At 69.5% G+C, this 11,698-nt stretch carries 11 protein-coding genes; 3 read left to right on the top strand and 8 right to left on the bottom strand.

What is annotated here, in order from left to right; translation table 11 throughout:
• Positions 1 to 44: 44 nt before the first annotated feature.
• Positions 45 to 1,577 (bottom strand): leucyl aminopeptidase, encoded by a 1,533-nt coding sequence (locus FOZ76_RS23790; RefSeq protein WP_143950786.1) that lies wholly within the window; start codon positions 1,575 to 1,577, stop codon positions 45 to 47.
• A gap of 89 nt (positions 1,578 to 1,666) precedes the next feature.
• On the opposite strand from FOZ76_RS23790, the gene lptF reads away from it, so the two are divergent.
• Positions 1,667 to 2,779, top strand: coding sequence for an LPS export ABC transporter permease LptF (gene lptF, locus FOZ76_RS23785; protein WP_143950785.1), 1,113 nt, complete (start codon positions 1,667 to 1,669; stop codon positions 2,777 to 2,779).
• Positions 2,780 to 2,900: 121 nt separating this feature from the next.
• Positions 2,901 to 3,851, top strand: coding sequence for a CysB family HTH-type transcriptional regulator (locus FOZ76_RS23780; RefSeq protein WP_143950784.1), 951 nt, complete (start codon positions 2,901 to 2,903; stop codon positions 3,849 to 3,851).
• A 16-nt stretch (positions 3,852 to 3,867) separates the two neighbouring features.
• On the opposite strand, the gene FOZ76_RS23775 is transcribed toward FOZ76_RS23780, so the two are convergent.
• The 4 genes from FOZ76_RS23775 to minC form a co-directional block, all read right to left on the bottom strand.
• Complete coding sequence (locus FOZ76_RS23775; protein WP_143950783.1) at positions 3,868 to 5,694, bottom strand: ABC transporter ATP-binding protein; 1,827 nt, start codon at positions 5,692 to 5,694, stop codon at positions 3,868 to 3,870.
• Between the two features lie 163 nt (positions 5,695 to 5,857).
• The gene (gene minE / locus FOZ76_RS23770) at positions 5,858 to 6,142 is read right to left on the bottom strand and encodes a cell division topological specificity factor MinE (protein ID WP_143950782.1); all 285 of its coding nucleotides are present in this window, start codon (positions 6,140 to 6,142) and stop codon (positions 5,858 to 5,860) included.
• Positions 6,143 to 6,145: 3 nt separating this feature from the next.
• A complete protein-coding gene (minD, locus tag FOZ76_RS23765) occupies positions 6,146 to 6,961 on the bottom strand; it encodes a septum site-determining protein MinD (protein ID WP_143950781.1) in 816 nt (271 codons plus the stop codon).
• A 59-nt stretch (positions 6,962 to 7,020) separates the two neighbouring features.
• Positions 7,021 to 7,842: a septum site-determining protein MinC gene (gene minC / locus FOZ76_RS23760; RefSeq protein ID WP_143950780.1), complete on the bottom strand. Its 822-nt coding sequence runs from the start codon at positions 7,840 to 7,842 to the stop codon at positions 7,021 to 7,023.
• Between the two features lie 93 nt (positions 7,843 to 7,935).
• On the opposite strand from minC, the gene FOZ76_RS23755 reads away from it, so the two are divergent.
• On the top strand, positions 7,936 to 8,256 hold the full coding sequence (locus FOZ76_RS23755) for a hypothetical protein (RefSeq protein WP_143950779.1): 321 nt from the start codon (positions 7,936 to 7,938) through the stop codon (positions 8,254 to 8,256).
• A 23-nt stretch (positions 8,257 to 8,279) separates the two neighbouring features.
• On the opposite strand, the gene FOZ76_RS23750 is transcribed toward FOZ76_RS23755, so the two are convergent.
• Genes FOZ76_RS23750 through FOZ76_RS23740 form a run of 3 tightly spaced genes read right to left on the bottom strand, consistent with a single transcriptional unit; the run spans position 8,280 to position 11,649 of the window.
• A complete protein-coding gene (locus FOZ76_RS23750) occupies positions 8,280 to 8,981 on the bottom strand; it encodes an ABC transporter ATP-binding protein (RefSeq protein ID WP_143950778.1) in 702 nt (233 codons plus the stop codon).
• Complete coding sequence (locus FOZ76_RS23745; RefSeq protein WP_143950777.1) at positions 8,978 to 9,787, bottom strand: ABC transporter ATP-binding protein; 810 nt, start codon at positions 9,785 to 9,787, stop codon at positions 8,978 to 8,980. Before FOZ76_RS23745 ends, FOZ76_RS23750 begins: the two co-directional genes overlap by 4 nt.
• A complete protein-coding gene (locus FOZ76_RS23740) occupies positions 9,784 to 11,649 on the bottom strand; it encodes an ABC transporter permease (protein ID WP_143950776.1) in 1,866 nt (621 codons plus the stop codon). Before FOZ76_RS23740 ends, FOZ76_RS23745 begins: the two co-directional genes overlap by 4 nt.
• Positions 11,650 to 11,698: the final 49 nt, after the last annotated feature.

Genomic DNA, 11,698 nt, shown 5'->3' with positions numbered 1-11,698 from the left:
GCGGCCCCTTCGTCATGGCAATGGTGGCCTCCGGCGTGTCGCGCCTACGCCTTCTTGCCGGCCTTGCCCGTCTGTGCGAGGAGATAGTTGACCAGCAGGGGCACGGGACGGCCCGTCGCACCCTTCTCCTTGCCGCCCTTCCACGCGGTGCCGGCGATGTCCAGGTGCGCCCACTTGTACTTCCTGGTGAAGCGCGACAGGAAGCAGGCCGCCGTGACCGCGCCCGCGGGCGGCCCGCCGATGTTGGCGATGTCGGCGAACGGGGACTTCAACTGCGGCTGGTACTCGTCCTCGATCGGCATGCGCCAGGTCGGGTCCACCGCCGCGCGCGAGGCCGCCAGCAGTTCGTCGGCCAGGCCGTCGTCGGTGCTGAAAAGGCCCGTGTTGACGTGGCCCAGCGCGACCACGCAAGCGCCCGTGAGCGTGGCGATGTCGATCACCGAGGCCGGTGCGAAACGCTCCGCATAGGTGAGGGCGTCGCACAGCAGCAGGCGGCCTTCGGCGTCGGTGTTGAGCACTTCGATGGTCTGGCCCGACATGCTGGTGACCACGTCACCGGGCTTGTTCGCGCGTCCGCTCGGCAGGTTCTCGGTGGCCGGGATCAGGCCCACCACGTTGATCGGCAGCTTGAGCTGCGCCACCGCGGTGAGCGCACCGACCACGCTGGCGGCGCCGCACATGTCGAACTTCATTTCGTCCATGGTGGCGGCCGGCTTGATCGAGATACCGCCCGAATCGAAGGTGACGCCCTTGCCGACCAGGACGTACGGCGCGGCGGCTTCGGCCGCGGCGCCCTTGGCGCGCTTGCCGGCCGGCTTGGCGCCTTCGTAGCGCATCACGATGAAGCGCGGCGGTTCGTCCGAACCCTTGGCCACCGACAGGAACGCGCCCATCTTGAGCGCTTCGATCTGCTTGCGCTCCAGCACTTCGACCTTGAAGCCGTTGTCGGCGCCGGCCTTGCGGGCGGCTTCGCCCAGGTAGGTGGGCGTGCATACGTTGCCGGGCAGGTTGCCCAGTTCGCGGGCGGCGTTCATGCCGTTGCCGATGGCGCGCCCCTCGGCCAGCCCGGCCTGGATCTGCGTGGCGGTGGCGCGGCTGGCAAGCACCGCGACCTTGGCGAGGGCAACGCCGTCCTGGTCGCGCTTGCCGAAGGTGGTCTCGTAGCGATAGGCGGCGCACACCGCGGCGATGGCCACCTGCGCGGCGCGCTGCTGCAGCGAGAGGTTGGGCACCTCGACTTCGGCCAGGGCAGTGGCGGCATCCTTGTTGCCGAAGCTCGCCAGCCTGGCGCTGCTCGCCGCAAGCAAGGCGGCGTAGTGGCGCGGCGTGAGTTCGTCGGCCTTGCCCAGGCCGACCAGCAGCACGCGCGCGGCGGCCACCCCGGCGAGCTGGCGCAGCACCAGGACGCTGCCGCGGCCTGCCTTGAACTCGCCGTCGAGAACGGCGCGCACAGCACCTTGGCTCGCGGCGTCGATGGCCTGGGCCGCGGGGGTGAGCTGGCCACCTGTATAGACACCCACCGCCAGGACGGCGGTCTTGATTTTTTCGGGAGCCAGATTCTGTGTGCTAAATTCCATGAAAATCCCTGAGCTAGCCAATGGGTGGATGAGCGTCTAACCGCCGTCAGCCGCGGCCAGCGCGGCCGTACCGGCCATCGTTCCCGATTATGTCACTGTTTCAACGCTCCGTCGTTGGCGAGCTCTCGAGCCACGCCGGCGTGGTCTTCTCGACCCTGGTCGTCGTCTGGCTCAGCGTGCTCCTCGTGCGCCTGCTGGGCGACGCGGCCGCCGGCAGTATCGGCGCCGACGTGGTGCTCGGGCTGGCCGCCTTCTCCACCATCACTGCCTTGCCCACCGTCATCACGGTGGCGGTGTTCATCGCCATTCTCACGGCGGTCGGGCGCAGCTACCGCGAGTCCGAGATGGTCGTCTGGTTCGCCAGCGGCCTGAGCCTGGCGAGCTGGGTGCGCCCGGTGCTGCGCTTTGCCGTGCCGGCAGTGGTTTGCGTGGCCTTGCTCACGCTGCTGGTCGCGCCGTGGGCCTATCGCCAGATCGGCGAGTACCGCGTGCGCTTCGAGCAGCGCTCGGATCTGTCGCGGGTGATCGTCGGCCAGTTCGGCGAGACCAGCGGCGGCTCGCGGGTGTTCGTCGCCGAGGCGCCCGAAGATCCCAACGACGAACTGGGCGGCGTGTTCGTGCGCGAACTCAACGAAGAGCGCGGGCGCATCAGCGTGGTGACCTCCAACGGCGCACGCGTGCAGGTCATGGACAACGGCGACCGTTTCCTCGTGCTCGATCAGGGGCAGCGCTACGACGTGCAGCCGGGCTCGCTGGAGACCCAACTGGTGCACTTCGAGCGCTACGGCGTACGCCTGGAGCGCAACGACGACACCGACGCGGCGGCTGCCGCGCGCGCCGAGGCCGAGAGCATCGTCAAGGCCCGCCCCACGTCGCTGCTGCTCAAGGACGGCGACGCGCGTGCCGCGGGCGAAATGCTCTGGCGCCTGTCGCTGCCGCTGGTCGTGCTCAATCTGGCGCTCATCGCGCTGCCGCTGGGCGCGGTGAACCCCCGGCTGGGCCGCTCGGGCGACCTGCTGATGGCGGGCCTGATCGCCATGCTCTATCTCAACGTGCTCAACCTGCTGCGGTCCTGGGTGGCGGCGGGCAACATTCCCTTCGTGCTGGGTTTCATACCGCTGCACGTCGTCGTCGCGCTGTTCGGCCTGTGGCTGCTGCGCCGCAAGCTCGTGGTCAGGATGCCGCGCAAGCCGCGGGCTTGATGCGCCTTTCGCGTCCCGGCCGGGGCCGGGCGCCGGCTGCTGTCCCACTGCGTCGGCCGACGCTATGCTTATTTTCTAAAGTTATATAGGAGGCGAATCCTTATAGCTTAGAATTGGCAGCATGAATCTGCAACAATTCAAGTTCGTGCGCGAAACCGTGCGCCGGGACTTCAATCTCACCGAGGCCGCGCGCGTGCTGCACACCTCGCAGCCGGGCGTGTCCAAAGCCATCATCGAGCTCGAGGACGAGCTGGGCGTGCGCATCTTCGAGCGCCATGGCAAGCGGCTGAAGGGCCTGACGCGCCCGGGCCAGATGGTGGCCCAGGTGGTGGACCGCATCATGGGCGAGGTCGACAACCTCAAGAAGGTGAGCGACGAGTTCGCGCGCCGCGACGAGGGCGGCCTCACCATCGCTTGCACGCACACGCAGGCCCGCTACGCGCTGCCCAAGGTCATCCCCGAGTTTCGCCAGCGCTTTCCCAAGGTGCACCTGTCGCTGGTGCAGGGCAGCCCGGCGCAGCTCGCGGAGATGGTGCTGCACGAGCAGGCCGATCTCGCCGTGGCCACCGAATCGCTGGCCCTCACGCCCGGCCTCATCAGCCTGCCGTGCTATAGCTGGGAACACGTGCTGATCGTCACGCCCGATCATCCCATCGCCCAGCTCACCTCCGGCGCCGCCAAGAAGCTCACGCTGGCCGAACTCGCGCAGTATCCGCTGGTCACCTACGAGCGCGCCTTCAGCGGCCGTACCGCCATCGACCAGGTGTTCAGCGAGAACAACATCCACCCGGACATCGTGCTCGAGGCCATCGACGCCGATGTCATCAAGACCTACGTCGAAATGGGCATGGGCGTGGGCATCATCGCCGGCGTGGCCTACGATCCGCGCCGCGACCGCGGGCTGGTCGGCATCCCCATGGGCAGGCTGTTCGGCACCCACACCACGCGCGTGGCGGTGAAATCGGGCGTCTTCCTGCGCGACTACATCCTCACCTTTCTCGAACTCATCGCGCCCACGCTTTCGCGCGAGGCCATCCGCGAAACCATCGACGCCGGCATGAGCGCGAGCTGAACCCGCCACCTCGCCATCAATGCGCCGGCGCAGGCTCCGGCAACGTGGGCGCGGGTTCCGGCACGTAGTTCTGCAGTTGCAGCAGATGGCTATAGACGCCGCCTGCGCGGCGCGCCAGGGTCTCGTGCGTGCCTTCCTCGACGATGCGGCCGCGCTCGAACACCAGCAGCCGGTCCAGGGTGCGCACGGTGGACAGCCGATGCGCGATGACCAGCGTGGTGCGGCCGAGCATGAGCCGCTCCATGGCTTCCTGGATCATGGCCTCGCTGTCGCTGTCCAGGCTGGAGGTGGCTTCGTCCAGGATCAGGATGGGCGCGTCCGCCAGGAAAGCCCGGGCGATGGCAACGCGCTGGCGTTCTCCGCCCGAGAGTTTCACGCCCCGCTCGCCCACCAGCGTGTCGTAGCCCTTGGGCAGCCGATCGATGAAGTCGTGCGCGTTGGCCAATCGCGCCGCCCGTTCGATCTGGGCGCGGCTGGCGTCCGGGCGGCCGTAGGCGATGTTCTCGGCGAGCGAGCGATGAAAGAGGATCGGCTCCTGCTGCACGATCGCGACCTGTTGGCGCAACGAGGTCTGGCGCACGCCGGCGATGTCGACGCCATCGATGCGGATGACGCCGGCATCCACGTCGTACAGCCGCTGGATCAGCTTGACGAAGGTCGTCTTGCCCGAGCCCGAAGGGCCGACCAGGCCGACCCGTTCGCCCGGCGCAATGCGCACGCAGAGATCGTCGAACAGGGGAGCGCCAGCGCCGTCGTAGCCGAACCGCACGTGCTCGTAGCGGATCTCGCCGGCGCTCACCTGCAGCGGCGGCGCGCCCGGCCGGTCGGCCACGGCCAGCGGCTCGTGCTCCAGCGCCACCAGTTCCTCCATGTCGTTGACCGCGCGCTGCAGGTTGCGGATGTGCATGCCGACCTCGCGCAGATAGCCCTGCAGCACGAAGAACATGGTGAGCGCGAAGGTGATGTCGCCCGCGTCGGCCTGGCCGGTCTGCCACAGCCAGAGCACCGAGCCGAGAATCGCGGCCTGCATGAGGATCAGCATGATGCCCTGCACACCGCCGTTGATGGTGCCGCGCACCCAGGTGCGCCGGGTGCGGCGGCGCCATTTGTGCACGACGCGCGCGAGGCGGCTCTCCTCGCGCTCCTCGGCGCCGAACGCCTTGACCACGGCGTTGCAGGTCACCGAGTCGGCCAGGGCGCCGCCCATGCGGGTGTCCCAGGCGTTGGCCAGCCGCGCCGAGGGCGCCACGAAGCCGAGCGACAGGGCCACCGTGACGCCGATGTAGAGCAGCGAGCCCAGGCCGACCACCAGCCCCATCAGCGGCCAGTGCGCGCCCAGCAGTAGCGTGGCGCCGATCAGCACGCTGGCCGAAGGCAGCAGGGCCAGCAGCAAGGTGTCGTTGAGCAGGTCCAGCGCCCACATGCCGCGTGTGATGCGCCGTACCGTCGAACCGGCGAAGGCGTTGGCGTGCCAGTCCGAGGAGAGCCGCTGTACGCGGTGAAAGGCGCTCGCCGCAACCGCGCTCATCACCCGCAGGGTCATGCCGATGATGGTCTGGTACATGAGCTGGCGCAGCCCGGTGCTGGCCAGCCCGAGCGCGATCAGCGCGCCCAGGGCCGCCAGGGCCTGGCTGTAGGCGGCGTGCTCGCCCGGCGAGCCCGCGGCGATGGCTTGCACCAGCCGCCCGGCGAACAGCGGCGTGAACAGATCGGCCGCCGTGGAAAGCAGGGCGAAGAGCACGATCGCGCCCACGCGCCAGGGCTGTCTGCCCCAATGGCCGAAGGTATAGCCGAGGACGTCGCGAAACGCGTGTCCGCGGAAGTCGAGTCGCTTGCGTGGCATGGCGGTGCTGGTATGGCGGGACACGGTGCGGTCCCGGCGGCAGGCGTGCTGCCTCGTGAGCAGACGCCGCCGGTGGTGTGCCCGCTTCAGCGGGCGGTGCAGGGCGCGCGAGCGCGTGGGGCGGTCGCGGGCCGGGGAAGGCCGTCGCGTGCCCCGCCGTCGGTCAGGCCGAAGGCGGTGTGGCCGGCTGCCCCGGCCCCGAGGGCATCTCGATCTTGACCTCCAGCACCTCGAACGAATCCTGGCGCTCGAGATTGACCTTGATGTCGTCGGCGTTGATGTTGACGTATTTGCTGATGACCGCGATCAGTTCTTTCTGCAATTGGGGCAGATAGTCGGCCGACGGCCCGCGGCCCGAGCGTTCGTGAGCCAGGATGATCTGCAGACGCTCGCGCGCAATGGTCGCGGTCTGCTTCTTCTGGCCCAGGAAGAATGAGAGCAGGGACATGGATCACTTGCCTCCGAAGAGTCGCTTGATGAACCCGGGCTTTTCATAGTCCACGAAACGCAGTTTGCGGTCTTCGCCGAGGTAGCGGGCCACGACATCCTGATAGGCTTCGGCGACATCCGTTCCCTTGAGGTGGACGGCGGGGATGCCCTGGTTGGACGCGTGCAGCACGTTCTCCGATTCCGGAACCACGCCGATCAGCTTGATGCGCAGGATCTCTTCGACGTCCTGCAGCGACAGCATCTCGCCGTTGGCCACGCGCTTGGGGTTGTAGCGGGTGAGCAGCAGGAACTCCTTGACCGGCTCGGCACCTTCCACCGCGCGCTTGGACTTGGCCGACAGGATGCCGAGGATGCGGTCGGAGTCGCGCACCGACGAGACTTCGGGGTTGGTCACCACCAGGGCGTCGTCCGCGAAATAGGCTGCCTGCAGAGCGCCCGACTCGATGCCCGCCGGCGAATCGCACACGATGTATTCGAACCCCATTTCCTTGAGTTCGTTCAATACCTTTTCGACGCCTTCGCGGGTCAGGGCGTCCTTGTCGCGTGTCTGCGAGGCCGGCAGGATGTACAGGTTCTCAAGCTGCTTGTCGCGGATCAGCGCCTGGTTCAGTGTCGCTTCGCCTGAGATGACGTTGATGAAGTCATAGACCACGCGGCGCTCGCATCCCATGATGAGATCCAGGTTGCGCAGGCCGACGTCGAAATCGATGACCGCCGTCTTGTGGCCGCGCATGGCCAGACCTGCACTGAAGCTCGCGCTGGTGGTCGTCTTGCCGACGCCGCCTTTGCCGGAAGTGACGACAACAATACGTGTCATGGCGTGGGAATCCTTCTTGTGGGAAAGCTGTGGGTGTGGAGGGGGCCCGCGGCCCGCGGTCAGATCGCGAGCGGCTCGATGCTGAGGGCGCCAGCCTGCAATCGTACCGTAGCCGGCCGTTCCTGCACGTTTTCGGGCAGGCGCGTGTCCACCACGCGGTAGATGCCTGCCACGGCGACCAGTTCGGCATCCAGCCGGGTGGTGAAGATGCGTGCGCTCTCGTCGCCGCGCGCGCCGGCCATGGCCTTGCCGCGCAGCGGGCCGTAGACGTGGATGCTGCCGTCGGCGATCACCTCGGCGCCCGGGCTGACCATGCCGATGACCACCAGGTCTGCGCCGCGCGCGTAGACCCGCTGGCCCGAACGCAGCGAGCGATCGATCATGAGCGTGGGACGGCCGGTCTCGGCCGGCGGCTGGGGCGCGGCGGACACCGCGTCGGCCGTGGCGTGGGCCACGCCCGCCTGCGCCACGACTTCCGCGGGCGCCGGGATGTCGAGCTCGCCTTGCTCCGGAACGGCCGCGGGCGGGTCGCGATGCACGCTGCCGCTGGCGAGCGGGGCTGCGTCACGGCCGGCCGGCAGATGCACGGCGGCCAGCCCGGCCGCCTGGATCTCGGGTTGCCAGGCGTCGGCGGCGGCCACCCCGACCACGGGCAGGCCGCGCCGCTGCAAGGTATCGGCAAGCTCGCGCCAGGCGGGCGCCTGCTCGAGCCGGGTGGCGTCGATCACCACCGGCTCGCCTTCGAAGAAGCCGGGCGCCGCATCGAGCCGCTCGTTCAGTGCGCGCAGGAGCGTCGCAGTGTCGGCGCTGCGCAGCACCAGACGGACGGCATACAGGGTGGCACTCTTGAAGTCGAGAACGGGCTGGGTGGCAGGTGACATGCGCAAAAGCACTGCGTGAAATAGCCCATTTTAGTGCAACAATGCGATCAGCCGACCACGATCGGCAGCGTGCGACCACAAGGGGGAAGACACATGAAAGCCGAGTTCACCGTCAATTTTGGCAATGGTCGCGTGCTTGAGCTGGCAGCACCCTACGACAAGGGCAACCCCCAGGCTCCCACGACTGCGCATCACTGGCTGTCCGACGCCTACGAGGCCCTGGGCTGCGAACCCGTGCGGCCCAGCGGCAAGGTGCTGCTGCTCGACCGCATCCTGGCGATCGCGATCGCCAAGGGCTACGACGGCCTGCGTGCCGACCCCGAGTTTGCCGCCGCCTTCGTGCGGCACGCCGCGCAGGCCGTAGGCCAGCCGCGCGTCGTGGTCGACGTGCCCGGTCTCACCGTGGGTTACTGATACTGAGCGGTGCGCGCCGCCGTTCAGGCGGCCACGATCCGGCCCTGTTCCAGGCGCAGCGCGCGATCGGCCACCCGCGCCACGAAGCGTTCGTTCTGCTCCGAGAGCAGCACGCTCAGCCCTTGGCGCTTCATGTCGCTAACCGCCTGCGCCATCTGTTCGACGATCAGCGGGGCCACGCCCTCGGAGGGCTCGTCGAGCAGCACCAGGCGCGGATTGCCCATCAGGGTGCGGGCCAGGCTCAGCATCTGCTGTTCGCCGCCGCTCATGTGCTCGCCGCGCCGGCGCGGCATGGCCGCGAGGTTGGGGAACATGTCGAACAGCCGCTCCACGGTCCAGGCGGGCAGCCCGGCGCGCGCCGGCTGGCGCCCGGTCTCCAGGTTCTCGAGCACGGTCAGTTCGCTGAACACCCTGCGGTCTTCCGGCACGTAGCCCAGGCCCAGGCGCGCGATGCGGTGCGCCGGCAGGCCGGCGATCGGCACCCCGTCGAAGGCGACGTCGCCGCGCATGCGCGCCACCAGGCCGATGAGCGACTTCAGCGTGGTCGACTTGCCCGCGCCGTTGCGCCCGGTCAGCGCCAGCACTTCGCCGCGCGCCACCTCGAAGCCGAGGTCGAACAGGATGTGCGCGTCGCCGTACCACGCGTTCAGCGCGCGTACCTGCAGCAAGGGCCGGCCGGCGTCGCCGGCGCGGGCCGGCGGCGCGGATGGCTGTCGGTTCGTCATCGGTTCCCTCCGGGGGCGGCAAGCGGGCCGCCGGCAGCGGACCCCGCGGGAATGTCGTCCGTGCCCAGATAGGCCGCGCGCACCTGGGCGTCGTTGCGGATGTCGGCGGGCGCGCCGTGCGCGATCAGGCGGCCGCGCGCCATCACGGCGATCGTGTCGGCGTGGGCGAACACCACGTCCAGGCTGTGTTCAGTGAACAGCACCGCGATGCCGCGCTCGTCCACCAGGCGCCGGGTGAGCGCCATCAGCGCATGGCGTTCGTCCGCCGCCATGCCGGCCGTCGGCTCGTCCATGAGCAGCACGCGCGGCTGGCTGGCCAGGGCGATGGCGAGTTCCACGCGCTTGACGTCGCCGTAGGCGAGCACACGGCAGGCGCGCTCGGCCTGCGCCGCCATGCCCACCTGCTCGAGCAGCGCCTGGCTTTCGTCGCGGAACAGGCTGCGCAGGCGCGGCCAGAACCGGCCGAGCTGGCGGGCATGCGAGGCCAGCGCCACCTGCAGGTTCTCGCGCACGGTCATGGAACCGAAGGTGGCCGGGATCTGGAAGGTGCGGCCCACGCCGGCGCGCCAGATGGCGCGCGGCGTCTGGCCGGTGACTTCCTGCCCGGCCAGGCTGACGCGGCCGCGCTCGGGGCGCAACTGGCCATTGATGAGGTTGAAGCAGGTCGACTTGCCGGCGCCGTTGGGCCCGATGAGGGCCAGCATGCGGCCGCCATCCACCGCGAAGGACACGCCGTCGACGGCCTTGACCCCGCCGAACGACTTGGCGAGATCCTCGACCCGGAGCAGGGCGGGGCCGGCCGTCATGCCGCGCGCCGTTGGAGCAGGCCCGCGAGCCCGCGCGGAGCGAGCAGCACGAGGACCAGAATGACGAGGCCGAGCGCCGCGTGCCAGTATTCGACCGAGCGCGCCACGGTGTCGTGCAGCCAGGTGAAGACGGAGGCCCCGGCGAGCGGGCCGAGCAGGGCGTGCAGCCCGCCCAGCAGCACCATGACCAGGCCGTCCACCGAACGCTCGATGCTGAGCGCATCGGGCGAGATGCTGCCTTTGGAAAAGGCGAACAGACTGCCGGCCAACCCGCAGATCGCGCCGGCCAGCACGAACCCCAGCCACTGCGTGCGCTTCACGTCGATGCCGATGGCTTCGGCGCGCAGGGCCGAATCGCGCGCGGCGCGCAGCGCGTAGCCGAAGGGGGCATCGATCACGCGCCAGAGCAGGGCAGTGGCGAGCACGCATGCGGCCAGGGCAAGCCAGTAGAACGCCTGGGGCGAGGCCAGCCAGTCGGCCGGCCACAGGCCGATCAGGCCGTTGCTGCCGCCGGTGACCGCGTCCCACTGGAACACGATGGCCCAGACCAACTGCGCGAAGGCCAGGGTAAGCATGGCGAGATACACGCCGGACAGGCGCACGCAGAACCAGCCGAAGACGAGCGCGGCGGCCGCCGGGACCAGGGGGGCCAGGAGCAGCGCGGCTTCCATCGGCAGGGCGAGCCCCTGCATGAACAGCGCCGCACCGTAGGCGCCCAGGCCGAAATACGCGGCGTGGCCGAAACTGTCCATGCCGGCCGGGCCCATCAGGAAATGCAGGCTGGCGGCGAACAGCACCGCGATCAGGATCTCGGTCATGAGTACGGTGGTGTAGGGCCAGGCCGCGCTTGCCCACGGTACGAGCGCGAGCACGGCCACCAGTGCGAGCAGCCAGCGCGTGCGGGGCCGCCAGCGTTCGTCGTGCGCGGCCGCCGTGCTGGTGCGGGCCAGCGCGGGCGGACGCCCCAGCAGGCCCCAGGGGCGCCAGATGAGCACCACGGCCATCACCAGGAATTCCGCAGCCAGGGTCATGCGCGAGAGCGACACGCTCGCGCCCAGGATGTCCACGTGCCCGATCGCGGTCAGCAGCGCCTGCACCAGCCCGATCAGCAGGGCGGCGAGAAAAGCGCCGGGAATGGAGCCCAGGCCGCCCACCACGACCACCACGAACACGCTGGCGAGCACCTCCAGATCCAGCGCCAGATTGGCCGGCACGCGCGGGCCTTGAAGCGCGCCGCCCAGCCCGGCGAGCAGACAGCCGAGCGCGAAGGCCGAGGTGAAGAGCCACGCCTGGTTCACGCCCAGCGCCGAGAGCATCTCGCGATCCTGGGTGGCGGCGCGGATCAGCGTGCCCCAGCGCGTGCGGTTGAGCAGCCACCACAACGCGGCCAGCACCAGCGGGCCGATCGCGATGAGCAGCAGGTCGTAGGTGGGAAAACGGCGACCGAACAGCGTGACCGCGCCCTCCAGCCCGGGCGCGCGTCGCCCGAGCAGATCCTGCGGCCCCCACACCCAGAGCGCAGCGTCGCGCACGATCAGCACCAGCGCGAAGGTGGCGAGCAACTGGAACAGCATGGGAGAACGGTAGGTGCACCGCAGGACGACGATTTCCACGGCAGCGCCCAGGGCGCCGACGGCGCAGGCCACGGCAAGCACCGCCAGCCAGTAGCCGGCAACGCTCTGGCCCCAGGCCTGGGTGGCGCTATAGGCCAGGTAGACGCCCAGCATGTAAAAGGAGCCGTGCGCGAAATTGACGATCCGGGTGACGCCGAAAATCAGCGAGAGCCCGGCGGCGACGAGAAACAGGGCGCTGGCGCTCGCCAGCCCATTGAGCAACTGCGCCGCCAGTCCCGACCAGGTCATGCCGGCGCCCCGGCGCGGGCGGGCGTGCGCGCCGCACGCCACGCCGCCG

It is taken from the genome of Verticiella sediminum (assembly GCF_007558815.1).
GTDB lineage: Bacteria > Pseudomonadota > Gammaproteobacteria > Burkholderiales > Burkholderiaceae_B > Verticiella > Verticiella sediminum.
The sequence above is the reverse complement of the archived record's forward strand: the minus strand, read 5'-3'. Positions and strand labels throughout refer to the sequence as shown.